Annotated in this window: 20 protein-coding genes; 16 read left to right on the top strand and 4 right to left on the bottom strand. The window is 64.4% G+C overall.

Annotation, left to right across the window (positions count from 1 at the left end; all coding sequences use genetic code 11):
• The first annotated feature begins 62 nt into the window (after positions 1 to 62).
• The 8 genes from EGO55_RS18250 to EGO55_RS18280 all read left to right on the top strand — a co-directional run bounded on the left by EGO55_RS18250 (position 63) and on the right by EGO55_RS18280 (position 8,540).
• Positions 63 to 4,370, top strand: coding sequence for a strawberry notch family protein (locus EGO55_RS18250; protein ID WP_021690693.1), 4,308 nt, complete (start codon positions 63 to 65; stop codon positions 4,368 to 4,370).
• Between the two features lie 113 nt (positions 4,371 to 4,483).
• The gene (locus EGO55_RS18255) at positions 4,484 to 4,786 is read left to right on the top strand and encodes a hypothetical protein (RefSeq protein ID WP_021690692.1); all 303 of its coding nucleotides are present in this window, start codon (positions 4,484 to 4,486) and stop codon (positions 4,784 to 4,786) included.
• 194 nt (positions 4,787 to 4,980) lie between these two features.
• Positions 4,981 to 5,466 carry a hypothetical protein gene (locus EGO55_RS18260; protein WP_021690691.1) on the top strand — a complete coding sequence of 162 codons (486 nt, stop codon included), beginning with the start codon at positions 4,981 to 4,983 and terminating at the stop codon, positions 5,464 to 5,466.
• A complete protein-coding gene (locus EGO55_RS18265) occupies positions 5,459 to 5,962 on the top strand; it encodes a hypothetical protein (protein ID WP_021690690.1) in 504 nt (167 codons plus the stop codon). The genes EGO55_RS18260 and EGO55_RS18265 overlap by 8 nt, the downstream gene beginning before the upstream one ends.
• On the top strand, positions 5,962 to 6,096 hold the full coding sequence (locus EGO55_RS21420; RefSeq protein WP_021690689.1) for a hypothetical protein: 135 nt from the start codon (positions 5,962 to 5,964) through the stop codon (positions 6,094 to 6,096). The genes EGO55_RS18265 and EGO55_RS21420 overlap by 1 nt, the downstream gene beginning before the upstream one ends.
• Positions 6,097 to 6,124: 28 nt before the next feature.
• On the top strand, positions 6,125 to 6,826 hold the full coding sequence (locus tag EGO55_RS18270) for an LPD29 domain-containing protein (RefSeq protein ID WP_021690688.1): 702 nt from the start codon (positions 6,125 to 6,127) through the stop codon (positions 6,824 to 6,826).
• 96 nt (positions 6,827 to 6,922) lie between these two features.
• Positions 6,923 to 8,161 carry a hypothetical protein gene (locus EGO55_RS18275; protein ID WP_021690687.1) on the top strand — a complete coding sequence of 413 codons (1,239 nt, stop codon included), beginning with the start codon at positions 6,923 to 6,925 and terminating at the stop codon, positions 8,159 to 8,161.
• A gap of 91 nt (positions 8,162 to 8,252) precedes the next feature.
• Positions 8,253 to 8,540 (top strand): DUF5983 family protein, encoded by a 288-nt coding sequence (locus EGO55_RS18280; RefSeq protein ID WP_021690686.1) that lies wholly within the window; start codon positions 8,253 to 8,255, stop codon positions 8,538 to 8,540.
• A 69-nt stretch (positions 8,541 to 8,609) separates the two neighbouring features.
• On the opposite strand, the gene EGO55_RS18285 is transcribed toward EGO55_RS18280, so the two are convergent.
• Both EGO55_RS18285 and EGO55_RS18290 read right to left on the bottom strand, forming a co-directional pair.
• Entirely contained in the window at positions 8,610 to 8,936 is a 327-nt protein-coding gene (locus EGO55_RS18285; RefSeq protein ID WP_021690685.1) for a YnfA family protein, read from the bottom strand.
• The gene (locus tag EGO55_RS18290; RefSeq protein ID WP_021690684.1) at positions 8,936 to 9,379 is read right to left on the bottom strand and encodes a MerR family transcriptional regulator; all 444 of its coding nucleotides are present in this window, start codon (positions 9,377 to 9,379) and stop codon (positions 8,936 to 8,938) included. Before EGO55_RS18290 ends, EGO55_RS18285 begins: the two co-directional genes overlap by 1 nt.
• Before the next feature lie 104 nt (positions 9,380 to 9,483).
• Here EGO55_RS18290 and EGO55_RS18295 point away from each other — a divergent pair, with 104 nt between their 5' ends.
• Both EGO55_RS18295 and EGO55_RS18300 read left to right on the top strand, forming a co-directional pair.
• A complete protein-coding gene (locus EGO55_RS18295; RefSeq protein ID WP_021690683.1) occupies positions 9,484 to 9,846 on the top strand; it encodes a hypothetical protein in 363 nt (120 codons plus the stop codon).
• Positions 9,843 to 10,202, top strand: a complete 360-nt coding sequence (locus EGO55_RS18300) for a hypothetical protein (protein WP_021690682.1) — start codon at positions 9,843 to 9,845, stop codon at positions 10,200 to 10,202. Before EGO55_RS18295 ends, EGO55_RS18300 begins: the two co-directional genes overlap by 4 nt.
• Before the next feature lie 121 nt (positions 10,203 to 10,323).
• Here EGO55_RS18300 and EGO55_RS18305 read toward each other — a convergent pair whose 3' ends face one another.
• Both EGO55_RS18305 and EGO55_RS18310 read right to left on the bottom strand, forming a co-directional pair.
• Positions 10,324 to 10,605 carry a hypothetical protein gene (locus EGO55_RS18305; RefSeq protein WP_021690681.1) on the bottom strand — a complete coding sequence of 94 codons (282 nt, stop codon included), beginning with the start codon at positions 10,603 to 10,605 and terminating at the stop codon, positions 10,324 to 10,326.
• 9 nt (positions 10,606 to 10,614) lie between these two features.
• Entirely contained in the window at positions 10,615 to 11,988 is a 1,374-nt protein-coding gene (locus tag EGO55_RS18310) for an MFS transporter (RefSeq protein ID WP_021690680.1), read from the bottom strand.
• Between the two features lie 195 nt (positions 11,989 to 12,183).
• Here EGO55_RS18310 and pqqA point away from each other — a divergent pair, with 195 nt between their 5' ends.
• Genes pqqA through EGO55_RS18340 form a run of 6 tightly spaced genes read left to right on the top strand, consistent with a single transcriptional unit; the run spans position 12,184 to position 16,064 of the window.
• The gene (pqqA, locus tag EGO55_RS21780; protein WP_040716092.1) at positions 12,184 to 12,267 is read left to right on the top strand and encodes a pyrroloquinoline quinone precursor peptide PqqA; all 84 of its coding nucleotides are present in this window, start codon (positions 12,184 to 12,186) and stop codon (positions 12,265 to 12,267) included.
• Positions 12,264 to 13,175: a pyrroloquinoline quinone biosynthesis protein PqqB gene (gene pqqB / locus EGO55_RS18320; RefSeq protein WP_124916816.1), complete on the top strand. Its 912-nt coding sequence runs from the start codon at positions 12,264 to 12,266 to the stop codon at positions 13,173 to 13,175. The genes pqqA and pqqB overlap by 4 nt, the downstream gene beginning before the upstream one ends.
• On the top strand, positions 13,172 to 13,912 hold the full coding sequence (pqqC, locus tag EGO55_RS18325) for a pyrroloquinoline-quinone synthase PqqC (protein WP_021690678.1): 741 nt from the start codon (positions 13,172 to 13,174) through the stop codon (positions 13,910 to 13,912). Before pqqB ends, pqqC begins: the two co-directional genes overlap by 4 nt.
• A complete protein-coding gene (pqqD, locus tag EGO55_RS18330; RefSeq protein WP_021690677.1) occupies positions 13,909 to 14,181 on the top strand; it encodes a pyrroloquinoline quinone biosynthesis peptide chaperone PqqD in 273 nt (90 codons plus the stop codon). Before pqqC ends, pqqD begins: the two co-directional genes overlap by 4 nt.
• A 2-nt stretch (positions 14,182 to 14,183) precedes the next feature.
• Positions 14,184 to 15,257: a pyrroloquinoline quinone biosynthesis protein PqqE gene (pqqE, locus tag EGO55_RS18335; RefSeq protein WP_021690676.1), complete on the top strand. Its 1,074-nt coding sequence runs from the start codon at positions 14,184 to 14,186 to the stop codon at positions 15,255 to 15,257.
• A gap of 54 nt (positions 15,258 to 15,311) precedes the next feature.
• Positions 15,312 to 16,064 (top strand): creatininase family protein, encoded by a 753-nt coding sequence (locus EGO55_RS18340; protein ID WP_021690675.1) that lies wholly within the window; start codon positions 15,312 to 15,314, stop codon positions 16,062 to 16,064.
• The last annotated feature ends 21 nt before the right edge of the window (positions 16,065 to 16,085 follow it).

Below are 16,085 nucleotides of genomic sequence, written 5' to 3' on the forward strand. Positions count from 1 at the left end.
GAAGGGGGAGGGCCATTGGCGACGGGGCGGATGGCCGCCCGATTTCCGAAGGACCGCGCCCGATGAACTTGTCCCTGCTCAAACTCGCCGAGTCCGACTTCCTGTCCGACTCTTCCACGGCGGATACGCTCTTCACGGTCGCCCGCGTCGTCGCGGACACGCTTACGCGGTCCGGCACCGTCACCCGCCAGTTCCTTACACGGCAGATGGTGGAAGCCTTCGGTGCGTCCGATGCGGACGGCGCTTGGTCGATGCGCGACGCCTATGACGCGCTGGAAGCCTCACAGGTGCTGCTGCTTCAGCGCGAGGATTGGCGAGTGATCAGCGCGGCCGATCCCGAGGCGGCCTTCGCGGCGCTGCTCGCCTTCCAGAACAGCCTGCCGACCCAGACCTACCGCTCGGAACACCAGGTCGATCTCCAGCAGTTCAGCACGCCGCTGGCGCTGGCCTGGCTCGCGGCCCGGGCGGCAAAGCTCACATCGGATGATCTGGTGCTCGAACCCTCGGCGGGAACCGGCATGCTCGCGGCCCATGCCGCCAGGGCTGGTGCCCGCCTGCTCCTCAACGAACGGGACGAGCAGCGGGCGGCTCTGCTGGGACTGGCGCTCAGTCATGACGTCACGACCCATGATGCGGAGTTCATCCACGACAAGCTGGCAGGCGGCCAGACGCCGAGCGTGGTTTTGATCAACCCGCCCTTCAGCCGCAGCGAGGGTCGGGGCCGCGATCGACATGCGGGTGCTCGCCATCTCCGCTCGGCTCTGCTGCGCCTCGCGCTGGGCGGGCGCTGCGTCGCGATCATGAGCCCAAGTTTCGCTCCAGACGGCGGTGGCGCGGCGGGTTATGCGGCGGTGGCCGAAGTTGTTCCGCCCAGAGCGGAAATCACCATCCTCGGCAGTCCCTACGCCAAGCACGGCACCAGCATCGCGGTACGGCTGCTGATCTATGACAAGGGCTGGACGGGGATACCCGTGCGCCATACCGTGCTCGATATCGAGGCCGCCCTGCCGATCGTGCTTGGTCTGCCGCCCCGGATCGACCCGTCGCAATCGCCGCCTCCCGCGCCTGCGATGGCACGGCCAAGGGGGCGGCCCGTTGCCAAAGCTTCGGCGTCACCGCTCTTCACGAACCTCGCCGGCACCCGGCTTGCCGCACCAAAACGTGAGCCGCGCATCGACGATATTCCGCGCATGCTCGATTATTCTGTCCGGGACGCGCCGCTGCCTGCTGGTGATCCGGTCGGCATCTATGTCCCCTGGCGGCTCGCCCGCATCGAAATTCCTGCCGCGAGGCCGCACCCCGACCAGTTGGTCGAATCCGTCGCCATGGCCTCGGTGCTGCCGCCTGCGCCCGGCTACCGGCCGATGTTGCAGGATCGTGCGATTGCCGCGCTGTCTGACGCCCAGCTCGAAACCCTGATCCATGCCGGCGAAGCATTCGAGCGCGATCTGCCGGGTGTATTCCTGCCCAATGACGCGGGCGATCAGCTCAGCGAGACGCCGCAGGGCCATGTCTACCGCACCGGCTATTTCATCGGCGACGGCACCGGCGTCGGCAAGGGCCGCGAGGTTGCCGCTTGCATTCTCGACCAGTGGAACCGGGGACAGCGCAAGGCGGTGTGGATTTCGGTGAGTTCAGGCCTGGTCGAGGACGCGCGCCGCGACTGGTCTGCGCTTGGCGGCCTACCCATCGACATCCAGTCGCTCGATGCGTTCCCATTGGGCCAGCCCATCGGCATGGCAAGCGGCATCCTGTTCCTCACCTATGCGACGCTGCGATCCTCGCGCCATGACGAGACCTCGCGTCTGCAGCAGATCCGCGCCTGGCTGGGCGAGGATTTTGAGGGGCTTCTGGTGTTCGACGAGGCTCACGCGCTCGCCAATGCCGCCGGAACCGACACCGAGTTCGGTACCGCCAAGGGCTCCGAGCAGGGGTTGGCAGGCGTCCGATTGCAGCACGCGCTGCCCCGCGCGCGGGTGCTCTATGTCTCGGCGACCGGCGCCACCGATCCCGCCAATCTCTGCTACGCCGCGCGACTCGGCTTGTGGGGTCCCGGCACGGCTTTCCGCGACCGCGCGGCCTTCATGGCGGCGATGGACAATGGCGGGATTGCCGCGATGGAAATCGTCGCGCGCGATCTCAAGGCCATGGGACTCTATACCGCGCGGGCGCTGAGCTTTGCCGGGGTCGAATATGAAGCGCTCGAACACCGGCTCACGCCTGACCAGATCGCAATCTATGACACCTACAGTGATGCCTGGAGCATCATTCACCGGCATCTCGACGAGGCGCTGAAGGCTACCAATATTATCGACCGCATGTCGAGTGACACCTTGAACGCGCAGGCCAAAGGAGCGGCGCTGTCCAGGTTCGAGAGTGCCAAACAGAGGTTCTATTCCGGCGTGCTCCTGTCGATGAAGATCCCGAGCGTTATCCGCGCGATCGAAACGGAACTGACCGCAGGCCATGCCGCCGTCGTGCAACTTGTCACCACCGGGGAGGCCATTCTCGACCGGCGGCTTGCCGCGCTCTCTGCGCAGGAACGCGCGCAGCTTTTCGTGGATGTCTCACCGCTCGACGGACTCGTGGACTATCTGAAGAACGCCTTTCCGACCCGGCAGCTGCGCGCCTTCAAGGCGAGCGATGGGACGATGCGCTCGGAAATGATGGTGGGCGAGGATGGCCAGCCGGTCCACTGCCAGGAAGCCCTGGCGGCGCGCGAGACGCTGATCGAGCAGCTTTGCGGCATGCCGCCGATCCCGGCCGCACTCGATGCGCTGATCGCCCATTTCGGGAGCGACCAAGTCGCCGAGGTGACCGGGCGTACGCGGCGCATCGTGCTCGACCCGCGCGGCAACCAGAAGCTCGAACCACGAGGGATAGGTGCCCGCAAGGCTGACAGCGACGACTTCATGGCGGGGCGAAAGCCCATCCTCGCCTTCTCCGATGCGGGCGGGACCGGGCGATCCTATCATGCCGATCTCAATTGCGGCAGCGCGGCCAAGCGCCGCATCCATTTCCTGCTCGAACCAGGTTGGAAGGCCGCGACCGCGATCCAGGGGCTCGGGCGTACGCACCGCACCAATCAGGCGAGCCCGCCGGTGTTCCGCCCCGTCACCACCGACTGCAAGGGCGAACGGCGCTTCATCAGCACGATCGCGCGCCGACTCGACAGCCTCGGCGCACTGACCCGCGGGCAGCGTCAGACGGGCGGTCAAAATCTCTTCAATCCGGCGGACAACCTCGAAAGCGACTATGCCAAGGAAGCGCTGACGCAGTGGTATCATCTGCTCCATGCCGGCAAGCTCGCCAGCACCACCCTCCTGGACTTCCAGACAATGACCGGCCTCAAGCTGACCGAGCAGGACGGGGGCGGCTTGCTCGAAAAATTGCCGCCGATCCAGCGCTGGCTCAACCGGATACTGGCGCTACGCATAGCGACACAGAACGCGATCTTCGAGGAATATATCGGCCTCATCCAGGCCCGCGTCGATGCCGCGCGCGAAGCAGGTACACTCGATCTCGGCGTCGAGACGATCCGGGCCGAACGCATCGTCCCGCTCTCCGATCAGGTGCTGCGCACCGATCCGCTGACCGGCGCGGAGACCCGGCTGCTCCGGCTTGAACTGCATATGCGCCCAAGGGTGACGTCCTGGAACCGCCTCATGCAGATCTGGGAGGGCACCGACGATATTGCTTTCCTGCGCAATGGCCGCTCGGGCCGTGTTGCGCTGCGGGTGCCGTCCTGGTCGGTCACCGACGATGAGGGCAGGCCTGTGCCGATGTGTCAGCTCGTTCGCCCTACCGGCAACGACCGGATGTCGCTGGGCGCTCTGTGGACCAGCCATTGGCAGCCGATCGACCGCGATCACTTCCGTGAACTGTGGGACGCCGAGGTCGCGACTGCCTCGGCTGCACTCGAGGTCGAGACGATCAGCCTGGCGACCGGCCTGCTGCTTCCTGTCTGGCACAAGCTCCCCGCCGATGACGTGCGGGTCTGGCGCATCGGCGATGGAAACGGCGAGGCCCTTCTCGGGCGCATCGTCATGTCCGCGGCGGTCGAGAAGCTCGAGAGCGAATTCGGCCTGACTGCTTCGGTGAGGCTGACGCCTGTCGAACTGATTGCGGCGGCGCGCAGCGACGAGGGCGTGCCTGTACCGGGCCTCGACGGCGCGCGCCTGGTCTCGGTCTTCGTCAACAACAGCCGCCGGCTCGAACTGCGCAGCGCCCAGCCGCAGGACCGCGAATGGCTGAAGGCACGCGGATGCTTCACCGAGGTGATCGCCTATGTGACACGGATATTCGTGCCGGTGGACCGGGCCGAAGAGGTTCTCGCGGCCATCTCGGCGACAGTATCGGGGCGAGCGTAAACCCCCGCCATCGCCCGACCGGGTTCTGAAGGACCTGATCTGATCGTCCGGGAGGGAAGTGGGGTGGGGAAGGGCGCTGCCGGATGTTCGGCCGCGTTTTTCAGAGAAGTCCCATGGCGCAAAACGACCCTATCCTTGACCCACTGTTCGTCGAGAGTTTCAACGCAGACCTCGAACAGCTGAACAGTCCGGCGCGCATTGCCATCACCAGCCTCAGTTCCGGCACCGACGTGTTCGAACTGCTCGACGACGAAGGCCAGTTCGTCGCGCTGTTTCCCGCAAGCGCGACGCCAGAAGTGACCGCCGCCGCCTACCGGCTTTACGGCCAGGGCCTGAACCATGGTTTGCGCGCCGGCGAGGACCTTGCCTGGGCCAAGCTGCGCCATCTGATCGGCGCTGCCGCTGACGAGCGTTGATCGGCGAATGTTGGTCCATCTCGAGCATCGACCCATAGCACCGCTAACGGCTGCGACATTCGATCTGCTCGTCAGGTATCCCCGGCTCGAGATTGGGGCTGCCTAAAATTTGTGCAGGTGGAGAGGGGGAGGGGTTTTGAGGCTGGAGCGGCGGTGAAGTGACCCGCTCGCCCCGTTTCAAAAGGAGATTCAAAATGGCTGACCGTGCAACAGCGTCCATCGTGATCGGCGGACACATCCCGCGATCCTGCATTTCCGGGCTCATCGCGGCTGTCGAATTGGATGGCGGCCGCGCCGACTGGCAAGGCGAAGCCCTGGACGATACGTCCGTCCGCAATGATGAGGTACTCGAAGCCTTTGCCTGTGAGTTGCCCGGAGGCATTTTTCAGGAGACCGAGAGCTTTTGTGAGCAGCATGGCATCGCTTTCGTCAGGGGCTCGGGCAGCTGCGCGGGCGCGTTCGGTCCCGAACGCGCGGTGTTCACAGGCAAGGGCCCTGCCGCCTATTTCGATCTCACCGAAAGCGATGAGGTCGTGCTGACCCGAAGCGGGCTGCGCGCGCTCGGTTCTCTCGAGGCAATCGAGACGTGGTTTGCCTCCGCCGAGTTCACACCGCCGCCGGTGACCATTGTCGAGGGTGAAGGGGCTTCGGCGCAGGCGTGCGAGCTGTGCCATGGCTGATAGCTACACCCAGGGCAGCTTTGCCTTTACCTGCAGCCATGCCGAGATGGCCCTGATTGAGGAAGCGTTTCAGGCAAGTTATGATCTCGGGGACGGGGACACCCCGGCCGAACCTACGCCGGAGTTCCTCATGGCGTTCCCGTCGGTCGCGCCGGATGATACATGGAGCGGTTTTCTTGCAATCTTCGATGATCCCGATTTTCCGAATTTCGGGGTTGAGTTCGAGGGCGGCAACACGCTCGATCAGCCCGGCGTCAGTATCGTCTCCTTCTGGAGCATGACCGATTTCCAGCCCGCCGCGCTTGGCCAACTGATCCGGCATTGCTGCCAGGACACGCTCCGTCAGGCTCCCATCGGGTTCGAATTCGCCTTTTCTTGCTCCCGAGCAAGACGGGACGAATTCGGTGGCGGATGGTGCGCGGTCTTTGCCGACCGCATTGAGATCGAGACCACCCGCGAAGTGCTGTCCCGCGCGATCGAGGGAGGGATCGTCTGATGGGCATCAATCTCCCCGAGGATGATCTCTGGGCCGAGTATCCCGATCACCCGGTTGCCGACTGGCAGGCCGAGGTCGCCAACGGCGACACCCGGCTCGGCTATTGGGACTGGGTTTCAGCCCGCATCACCTGAATTTCCTTAGAATCAAAGGACAAAACCCATGACCCTATCCGCACCGGCGGAGCCTTCGGCGCGCCTGTACAGCCAGACCGACCATGACGAACGCGGCAATTTCTACTATCAGGGTGACCTCTATCGCCCGGCCGACGATCTACCGACCTTGTGCCATCGGATCGAACGGCACCTTGTCAGCCAGTTCCCCGAAATCCGCTTTGCCATTCGCAGCGAGCGTTTTTCCGGTGGCCGCAAGATCACTGTCGAAGTGCTCGACGCGCCCGAAGATTTGTCCGCGCGGGACGCGCAAGAAGCCTTTATCGTCAGGGTGCGCGACCAGATCGAGCGCTTCGGCTTTTGTCGCACCAATCCCCTGCAGGACTATTGGAACTGCTCGTTTTATTCAGAAGTCGCCATCCGGCAGGCCTATTGGGCGGCGCTCGCGGCCCGGCGCGGCAAGGCCAATCCCGTCGACAATCTGGTATCGCTGGCGAGCTTCAAAAAGCGCCTGAAGGCGGGCGACAGCCTGACCCTGCTGCACGCGCCCTACAAACATCGCGCTCTGGGTGCGACCCGCAAGGTCATCCAGATCCGCTCGAAGGATTTCGTGTTCGAGGGACGCAGCTATTGCGACTTTCCCCGCGCCGGCAATTTTGCCTGCGACGGGCGCCTGGTGCGGATCGCCGTCGGCAACGAGCACGAGGCCGACGCCCATCTTCTCTACGAATGGCTACCCGCTTCGGCCTGAACGTTCGGGACGGTGGAAGGAAGGGGGTGGGAGAGGATGAGCGCGGATGCGGTGATGCACCGGCTCTTCCACCTTCCAGCCTCCAGGAGCAGCTTCATGGCCAGTCTTGCCCGCGTAATCGACCACGATGTCCTCGACCATCCGGCACCTGCCGGTCCCTCGCACGACCGTCCGGCCAGCGGCGGGTACCGCGTCGATATCTCCCGCGGTCGCAATGTGAGCCGGGTCTCGTCCGAATGGTTTTCCCGGCCCGACGACGAGCGCTTCCTCTCGCTCACCGACCTGCACGACAGCGTTCGCCGGCGTGCCGACCGCGCCACCACCCGCGTCGTTGAAAGCAGGGCGGTGCGGGTCGAGGCGCGCAGCGATAATCCAGAGCGCCTTTCGCTGATCGTGCCTGGCGACGAACGCCCAATCGCGCCCACTAACTGGTCGTTCGGCCAGCTCGCCAGCCTGGTCGGCGCGCCCGCGTCCTATCTGCGCACGCTGCCCGCCGCGCTCGCCGGCATCAACATGCAGCACGGGCTGCTTTCCCATCGCGGCGAGCAGGTCAAATTGCTCCAGACCGACGACGGCCGCACCGAACTGCGCGCCGTTACAGGACCAGATTATGGTCGCATCTGGGATCACGAACTGGTGAGCGCCGTCATGCGGATCGCCGGCAACGGCATCGGCGATACCCGCTGGAAGGTGCCTGGCGTCCTGGACTGGGGCAGCATGATCTACAATCCGCATGTCGACGTCAGCATGGAGACCACCACGCTCTATGCCTCGGACCGCGACGTTTTCCTGTTCCTGGTCGATGATACCCATCCGATCGAGGCCGGCAAGCTCCCCAACGGCGAACCCGATCTCTACTTTCGCGGGTTCTATTGTTGGAACTCAGAAGTCGGCTCCAAATCTTTGGGAATCTCGACCTTTTACCTGCGCGCCGTGTGTATGAATCGCAACTTGTGGGGCGTCGAAAATTTCGAGGAGATCAACATCCGCCACTCGAAATTCGCCGCCAACCGTTTCGCGCACGAGGCCGCGCCCGCGCTCGAACATTTTGCCGACTCCTCGCCGCGCACATTCGTCGACGGCATCAAGCAGGCCCGCGAGAGGATCGTCGCCCGCAAGGATGATGATCGCGAAGATTTCCTGCGCAAGCGCGGCTTCTCCAAGGCCGAGACCTCGAAGATCATCACCGCGGTGCTGGTCGAGGAAGGCCATCCGCCGACAAGCCTCTACGATTTTGTGCAGGGCATTACCGCGCACGCCCGGACCAAGACCAACCAGGACAGCCGGCTCGAACTCGAGGGCAAGGCCCGCAAGCTGCTCGAACGGGTCAACTGAACCAGTCGGTCCCCCCGTTTGTCGGTAGCGTCGGCCGCCATCGCCTGGATGGCGGCCGCAACCCTCTCAAGCGCCTGGAAAGGAATATCCCTTGGAAATCGGTCGCCATCTCGTGCTGAGCACCGTGCATGTCTCGATGAAAACCGCGGACCTGCTCGATGGCTGGGCGACACTTGAACCGTCGAGCCGCCCTCTTGCCGTCGCTTCCACCCACTATGGCTGGTTCATCCCCACCCGTGAGGCCGAGGAGCCTGATCGGGAGAAGATACCGGACGAAGTGCTTGCGGCGATGCGCAGGGGGCGCGAGTTGGCTTGCGACTATCTGCTGTTCGATTGCGATGCCTGCGCAGTCGAGGGGCTCACAACCTTTCCCTGGTAGATTCCCCAGCGGGCTGCGAACTCCTGTCGTTACTGCATGGGGCGCCGGGCCTACGGCACGATCCATCCCTTACGCACTACGTGGGCCGAGGAGAATGATGGCCGTGCCCGTGAGGCAGACAATACCGCCGATGGTATCCCAGCGATCCGGCCGCACTCCTTCGACCGCCCACAGCCAGAACAGCGACGCGCATATATAGACGCCGCCATATGCAGCATAGGCGCGGCCCGCGGCGTCGCTGTCAACGCGCGTCAGCAGCCAGGCAAACAGGGCCAGCGACACCATTCCTGGTGCGATCCACCATGGCGATTTACCCAGCCTCAGCCAGGCCCAGAATGCGAAGCAGCCGCCGATTTCCGCGAGCGCGGCGCCGACATACGCCAATATCGTGGGCATCACGCGGCGCTGCAGCAGGACGAAGCGATCGAACGTGCCCCCGACAGATCGTCGAGGATGACGCAGTCCGGACCCGGACCACCGACGCATTCGGCGTCGCAGACCTCGACGAATTGCGCGATGCTCTTCTCCAGAGCTTTGAGTTCCCGAAGCTTTGCGCGGATCGCGGCGAGATGCGCCTGCGCCAGATCGCGCGCTTCCACGCAGGATCGCGAGCGATCCTGGATCAGCGATGTCAGCGTCCGCACCTGCTCGATCGAGAACCCGAAATCGCGGCAGCGGCGGATGAAGGTCAGCCGCCCGACATCATCATCGCCATAACGACGCTGGTTGCCATCCTGGCGATCGGGGCGCGGTAGCAGGCCGATCCCTTCATAATAGCGAATCGTTGCTGCGTTGGTGCCGGTGCGTTTGGCGAGCGCGCCGATTTTATGTCCTGCCATCCCTGCCTCGAAATTAGTGCTTGAACCTCAAGTTACTTCAACTTGTATGACGTGGCCAGCGATGATCGCGGCCGCTTTGGCTGCGCCAGCTGACAGGAGTGACTATGGATCAGGTGACAGGCGCGGTGCCGATTGCTTGCACATTGGATCGAGGCGGTCTGGAGGCGCGGATGACATGGATTGCCGACCTCAATACGAGAGCGCTCAAGGCTGCGCGACGCGGCGATCTCCAGCTCGAACTCGACTATGCTCCGGCGGCGCTTGCCGATGTTCGCCAGATGATGGCGCAGGAACAGCAATGCTGCGCGTTCCTGAGCTTCGACATAGCCGAGCGCGAAAATATGGTGACGTTGGCGATCACAGCACCGGAGGGCGCGCGCGATGCCGCCGAACAGCTGTTCGCCTCGTTCCAGGAAAAGGCCGGGCAATCTGCCGCTTGCGGCTGCGCCAGCGGGTGCGGCGCATGACCGGCGAGACTGCCGAGCAGGACAACCGGGTGGTCGGCGCCGTCGCGGCCGCAACATCGGTGACCGCGCTTGCCTGCGGCGTCTGCTGCGTCCTGCCATTCGCGATTCCGGCTGCGATGCTCGGATCGTTAGGTGCCGTCATCGCCTGGTTCGCCGACGCCTATGCCTGGCTCACGCCGATCGCTATCGCTGCGGTGGTCGCAGGCTGGCTGTGGGTGGCGGTCCAGTCGAGACGATCAGGAAAGCGGCCGGCAAGAGCAACGCTGGTCGTCATGCTCTTCGCGACGATGATGACAGCGCTGGCCTGTCTATGGCCCTTGTTCGAGGAGACGGTCGAAGGGGTGCTGAGGCACTGACCGCCAAGATTTGGCCTTTGCCGTTCGCGGATCACCGATCGCGCTGACGGGCGGTTGGCATGGCAGCAGATTGCCGCGTGCTGGCTTGACCCGCCCGGCATGGCCGGCGATGCGGCGGTGTTCAATTTATTCGGGCCGCGTTCAGCTGTTCCAGCCGATCAGCGGCGGTTTCGGCAACGCGCGCCCTGACCGCCAAGCCCTCTTTGTTCAGGACGTCAGCGAGGTCGCGGAGCATGGCGATCAGCGCGTCGGTCGGAAGACCGGCATTGAGCTGATCGAGCAGTTCCTGCTCTTCACTGTCGAGTTTCCGCATGACGTTCCCGATCTCTGGATGCGCGCGCCGCAAACATTGCAAGCCGAGTCGACGACCATCCGTCCCTACCACAATATCGGGGTCAATCATGCGCGCCGCTCACGACACGCCCGGCCTCGATTGCCCGATGCACGCCAGCCCGATCAGCGACGCGACCGAAGCGGCCAGGCCCGCTGGCAACGCACCGTCGCCTGTCCCGAGCGCCAACAGGCCTCCCGCGATCGAGGCTCCCAGGGCCTGACCGGTCAGCCGGGTGGTCGCCATCAGTCCGCCGGCGGCCGCCGCGCGCGTTCGCGGTGCCGCACCAATGATCGTGCGTGCGTTGGGCGACAGGAACAGCCCAAACCCAAGGCCGCAGATCGCCATCCTCACGCTGGCGTCGAGCTGCGACACCTGATCCGGCAGAAGCGCGATCGCGGAAAATCCCGCCGTGGTGATCGCCATGCCCACGCCGCCGAGAAGCCGATTGGATATGCGATCGGACAACATCCCCGCGAGCGGCGAGACGATGATCAGCGTGAGCGGCCAGAGCGACAGGGTGCCGCCAATTTCGACCGGCGTGAAACCGGAACGATGCGCCAACCGGAAGGGCAGCGACACCAGCAGGATCATCTGTGCCATGAATGCCAACAGCAAGCCCGTAACCGGAACGGCCAGACGCGATTGGCGGAGCAGGTCGAGCGGCAGGATCGGCCGTGCCGCGTGCGATTGCTGCCGGATCAGGGTAGCCGCCGCTGCTACTCCGGCCACAAGTTTTAGAATTCCTGACGGGATGTCCCGACCATAGGCGAGATCTTGCAGGCCCAATATGAGCAAGGCAAATGTGGCTGCGTTGAGCAGCGCGCCCAGATAGTCATATCGTTCAAGGACGGTCTTCGGCTGCGGCAAGGCGATCGCTCCGGCTGCAAGCGATAGCAGCGCGAACGGAACCGGGGCGGCAAACACCCACTGCCATGGCGCCACGTGGAGGATCACGCCTCCGAGCGTCGGCGACAGGGCTCCCGCGCTAGCCACGATCATGCTGTTGATCCCGAGACCCCGGCCAAGCTGGCGCGCCGGATAGGCGGCCCTGATCAGCGCGGATGAAACGCTGAGCGCGCCCGCCGCCCCCAGTCCCTGCAAAGCGCGCGCAAACAACAGCTGGGGAAGGCTGGTCGCAAAGACGCACGCAAGCGTGGCGACGATGAAGATCATCTGCCCGGACTGATACAAACGGCGATGCCCGATCCTGTCGCCGAGCGCGGACAAGGGGAGCAGCGCCATGACAAGGACAAGCTGATAGAGCGTCACGACATGTGCCGCCTGGCTTGCCGGAACGCTGAGGGCGCGCGCGATCGTCGGCAGCGCAACATTGGCGATCGTCCCGTCGATGACGGCGAGCGCTGTCCCCGCTGAAAGCGCGAAAATCGCCACGTAGCGGCGAGGGATCGGCAAGCCGTCCTCGATAACTTCTGCGGCGGGGCGGGGGTTCATCTATTCCGGTTAAGCGGTGGTGCTGTTCATGACAATCGCAATGCATGGCCGCGATGCGCGGCTTTGGAGCTGCTTGCGTTGTTGGCCCAAAGGACCATTGCCTGAAATGTCCGCACCGCTTAAAGCCTGTCCGCGAAACAGAACACGCCTGTAGCCCGGAACGGTCCGTGCCGCAGATGCAAAGCGGAGAGATATATGGCCTGGAAGACCCCCAAGATCGTCGAAATCGCGCTGGGCTGCGAGATCAATTGCTACGCCTGCGCTGAACTCAAGGCCTGACCTTCCATGCAAGCCGTCGTCCTGGGGCGGCGGCGGGCGGCGGTTTCCCGCAATGGAACTCCAACGCGGCGCCCTGTCGCAGAGCCCGCGCGCATGATCCTGTAGCAAAATCCCGCACGCAGGCCAGTCTTGCCGTCAGTGGCGATGGCGAGCGCTGGTTCCTGCTGAACGCATCCCCTGATCTGCGCCAGCAGATCGGACAAACACCATGCCTGCATCCGCGCAAAGGTCTGCGATCGTCCCCGATCGCGGGCGTGGTGCTGACTGGCGGCGACGTCGATGTGATCGCCGGCCTGCTGACGCTGCGCGAACGCCAGCCGTTCAGTCTTCTTGCCACGGATCGAATTCATTCCGTGCTTGATGCCAACCCGATCTTCGAGGTGCTCGCGCGCGATATCGTGTCGCGGCAGGTCGTCCCGCTGGGCCAGCCGGTCGCGCTCGGCGCCAGCCTGACCGTGGAACTGTTCGCCGTTCCGGGCAAGGTGCCGCTTTATCTCGAGGATGGCAGCGATGCGCCGCCGATCGAGGTCAGCGAGACGACCGTCGCCGCGGCGGTTTCGGACGGGCGGCGCAGCCTGTTTTTCATACCCGGCTGCGCGGCGATGACGCCCGCCCTGGCCGAACGGTTGCGGGGCGCCGATCTTGTCTTCTTCGACGGCACGTTTTGGCGCGACGATGAGATGGTTCTCGCGGGGCTCGGACCCAAGACGGGCCGCCGGATGGGGCATATGAGCGTCAGCGGCCCGGACGGGACCATGGCAGCCTTTTGCGATCTCGATGTCAGGCGGAAGATCTTCATCCATATGAACAACTCGAACCCTATCCTGCTCGACGATACGCCCGAACGCGCCGAGGCGGAGGCCGCCGGCTGGGAAGTGGCCTATGACGGCATGGAGATCGTGCTGTGACTGTCCGGCTGCTCCTGCCCGATGAACTGGAGGCGGAACTCCGCCAGATCGGGGCGACGCGCTACCACAATCTCCACCCTTTCCACCGCCTGCTGCACGATGGAAAGCTGAACCAGGGTCAGGTGCAGGCCTGGGCGCTCAACCGCTATTATTATCAGAGCCAGATACCCGCCAAGGACGCAACGCTGCTCGCGCGCCTGCCGACCGCCGAACTGCGCCGTGAATGGCGTCGGCGGCTCGTGGACCATGACGGCGATGGTTCTGTTCCGGGCGGCGTGGCGCGTTGGCTCAAGCTGGCGGAGGGCGTCGGCCTCGATCCCGCGCTTGTCGAAAGTACCAGCGCGATCCTGCCGGCCACCCGCTTCGCGGTGGACGCCTATGTCCATTTCGTCCGTGACCGCTCGGTGCTCGAAGCCGTGGCCTCCTCGCTGACCGAGATGTTCTCGCCGACCATCATCGCCGAGCGGGTATCGGGCATGCTCGCGGGCTATGCCTGGATCACCCCGGAAACGCTGGCCTATTTCACGCCGCGTCTCACCCAGGCGCCGCAGGACAGCGAATTTGCGCTTGGCTTTGTCAAGAAGCATGCCGACACGGTGGAACGGCAGCAGCAGGTGCTGGCGGCGCTTCGCTTCAAATGCGACGTGCTGTGGTCACAGCTCGATGCATTGTATCTCGCCTATGTCGCCCCCGGCCTGGTCCCGCCCGGTGCCTTCAATCCGGCAACGCAATCATGATCGTTGAGGATGCTGTCCCTCGGCTTGGCGCGGGCGTGAAGTTCCGGTTCGACAAGGTGCGCGACGCATGGGTTTTGCTCGCGCCGGAAAGACTGTTCCAGCCCGATGAAATCGCCGTCGAGATCCTGAAGCTGGTCGATGGCGCCCGCACCATTGCCTCCATCGCGGACACGCTTGCATCCCGGTTCGAGGCGCCGCGCGAGCTGATCTTGACCGACGTCGTGACCCTGCTGCAGGATCTGGCGGACAAGGGCGTTATAAGGCTGTGAGCATGCTCGTCCCCGAGCCGCCGATGGCGCTCCTCGCCGAGCTGACCCACCGCTGCCCGCTCAAATGTCCCTATTGTTCCAACCCGCTGGAACTTGAACGCGCGAGTGCGGAGATGGCGACCGGGGACTGGCTGCGCGTTCTCGATGAGGCGGCCGCGCTTGGTATCCTCCAGATCCATTTTTCCGGCGGCGAGCCGATGGTGCGGCGCGACTTGCCAGTGATGGTGCGCCACGCCGCCGGGCTGGGGCTCTATACCAACATCATCACCTCGGGCGTGTTGCTGAGCGATGAGGCGATGACGGCGCTGCTGGATGCCGGGGTCGATCATATCCAGCTCAGCTTTCAGGATTCCGATCCCGCCAATGCCGAGCGAATCGGCGGCTATCGCGGCGGCCATGACAAGAAGCTGGCAGCAGCACGCCGGATCAAGGCGGCGGGTCTGCCGCTGACGACCAACTTCGTGATCCATAGCCGCAACGCCGAGCGCGTCGGCGAGATGATCGCCATGGCGGAGGCGCTGGGATCCGCTCGCGTCGAAATCGCTCATACCCAATATTATGGCTGGGGCCTGCTCAACCGGGCGGCATTGTTGCCGAGCCGCGAACAACTCGATAGTGCGACCGAAATCGTTGAAGCCGCGCGGCTCCGCCTGAAGGGCGTCATGATCATCGACTATGTCGTGCCGGATTATTTTGCGGCGCGTCCCAAGGCCTGCATGGGGGGATGGGGCAACCGGTTCCTCAACATCACGCCGTCGGGCAAGGTGCTTCCCTGCCATGCCGCGGAAACCCTGGCCGACATCGATTTTCCGTCGATCCGGGACCATTCGCTGGCCGCCATCTGGACCGGCTCGGATGCGTTCAACCGCTATCGCGGCACGGACTGGATGCCCGATCCCTGCCGGAGCTGTGATCGGCGCGAGATTGATTGGGGCGGTTGCCGTTGCCAGGCTCTGGCGCTGACGGGCCATGCTGCTGCGACCGATCCTGCCTGTGCGAGATCGCCGGATCATTTTCTGATGGCACAGGCTGTCGGAGAATCGCGGCCGGACGCGGAGCTTGTCGCCCGCGGGTGATTGGTGCTCGCTCCGCGATGATGATCTGACACACGTTACCTTTCGAGGATTATCATGCTGCTGCATTTGTCGACCTGGCCCGAGATCGAAGCCTTTCTGGAGCGATCGCGTACCATCGTCATTCCCATCGGTTCCAATGAACAGCATGGACCCACGGGGCTGCTCGGCACCGACTGGCTCTGTCCCGAGATCATCGCGCATGAGGCGCAGAAAACCGCCGATATTCTCGTGGGGCCGACATTCAACATCGGCATGGCCCAGCATCATCTGGGGTTTCCGGGCACGATCTCGCTGCGCCCCTCGACGTTCATCGCCGCGATCGGCGACTGGGTCCGCTCGCTTGCCGGCCATGGCTTCGATCACATTTATTTCCTGAACGGTCACGGCGGCAATATCGCGACGATCGAGGCGGCTTTCTCTGAACTCTATGTCGAGGCAAGCTTTGTTGGTCGGCCGCGCGGCTTCGCGCTGAAACTCAGGAGTTGGTGGGATTTGCCCGGCGTATCGGAACTGGCGCAGCGCCAGTTCCCGGTCGGACACGGCAGCCACGCCACCCCGTCGGAGATCGCGATCACGCAGTGGGCCTATCCGGACGCGATCAAGCACGCCAATTACGCGCCGCAAATCGCGCCGACCGGGCCCATTCGCGAAGCGCTTGATTTCCGGAAGCGCTTCCCGGACGGGCGGATGGGGTCCGACCCCGGATTGGCCACGCCCGACAAGGGCGGCGAACTCGTGGCGCTCGCAACCGCAGCCCTGATCGCCGACATTGCGGCATTCGCCGCTGACCCGGTGTTCGGCCTGTAGATCCCTGCCTATCCGGACACG

Origin of the sequence: Caenibius tardaugens NBRC 16725 (assembly GCF_003860345.1) — a bacterium.
Classification (GTDB): Bacteria; Pseudomonadota; Alphaproteobacteria; order Sphingomonadales; family Sphingomonadaceae; genus Caenibius; species Caenibius tardaugens.

What these genes read in the sequence shown, in the direction of transcription:
- EGO55_RS18310 (WP_021690680.1), bottom strand. Translation starts at nt 11,988, where the DNA reads ATGAACCCCCGCCCCGCCGCAGAAGTTATCGAGGACGGCTTGCCGATC.
- EGO55_RS18285 (WP_021690685.1), bottom strand. Translation starts at nt 8,936, where the DNA reads ATGCCCACGATATTGGCGTATGTCGGCGCCGCGCTCGCGGAAATCGGC.
- EGO55_RS18295 (WP_021690683.1), top strand. Translation starts at nt 9,484, where the DNA reads ATGGATCAGGTGACAGGCGCGGTGCCGATTGCTTGCACATTGGATCGA.
- EGO55_RS21420 (WP_021690689.1), top strand. Translation starts at nt 5,962, where the DNA reads ATGGGCATCAATCTCCCCGAGGATGATCTCTGGGCCGAGTATCCCGAT.
- EGO55_RS18265 (WP_021690690.1), top strand. Translation starts at nt 5,459, where the DNA reads ATGGCTGATAGCTACACCCAGGGCAGCTTTGCCTTTACCTGCAGCCAT.
- pqqD (WP_021690677.1), top strand. Translation starts at nt 13,909, where the DNA reads ATGATCGTTGAGGATGCTGTCCCTCGGCTTGGCGCGGGCGTGAAGTTC.
- EGO55_RS18300 (WP_021690682.1), top strand. Translation starts at nt 9,843, where the DNA reads ATGACCGGCGAGACTGCCGAGCAGGACAACCGGGTGGTCGGCGCCGTC.
- EGO55_RS18290 (WP_021690684.1), bottom strand. Translation starts at nt 9,379, where the DNA reads ATGGCAGGACATAAAATCGGCGCGCTCGCCAAACGCACCGGCACCAAC.
- pqqA (WP_040716092.1), top strand. Translation starts at nt 12,184, where the DNA reads ATGGCCTGGAAGACCCCCAAGATCGTCGAAATCGCGCTGGGCTGCGAG.
- EGO55_RS18275 (WP_021690687.1), top strand. Translation starts at nt 6,923, where the DNA reads ATGGCCAGTCTTGCCCGCGTAATCGACCACGATGTCCTCGACCATCCG.
- EGO55_RS18270 (WP_021690688.1), top strand. Translation starts at nt 6,125, where the DNA reads ATGACCCTATCCGCACCGGCGGAGCCTTCGGCGCGCCTGTACAGCCAG.
- EGO55_RS18250 (WP_021690693.1), top strand. Translation starts at nt 63, where the DNA reads ATGAACTTGTCCCTGCTCAAACTCGCCGAGTCCGACTTCCTGTCCGAC.
- EGO55_RS18340 (WP_021690675.1), top strand. Translation starts at nt 15,312, where the DNA reads ATGCTGCTGCATTTGTCGACCTGGCCCGAGATCGAAGCCTTTCTGGAG.
- pqqE (WP_021690676.1), top strand. Translation starts at nt 14,184, where the DNA reads ATGCTCGTCCCCGAGCCGCCGATGGCGCTCCTCGCCGAGCTGACCCAC.
- EGO55_RS18255 (WP_021690692.1), top strand. Translation starts at nt 4,484, where the DNA reads ATGGCGCAAAACGACCCTATCCTTGACCCACTGTTCGTCGAGAGTTTC.
- EGO55_RS18305 (WP_021690681.1), bottom strand. Translation starts at nt 10,605, where the DNA reads ATGATTGACCCCGATATTGTGGTAGGGACGGATGGTCGTCGACTCGGC.
- EGO55_RS18260 (WP_021690691.1), top strand. Translation starts at nt 4,981, where the DNA reads ATGGCTGACCGTGCAACAGCGTCCATCGTGATCGGCGGACACATCCCG.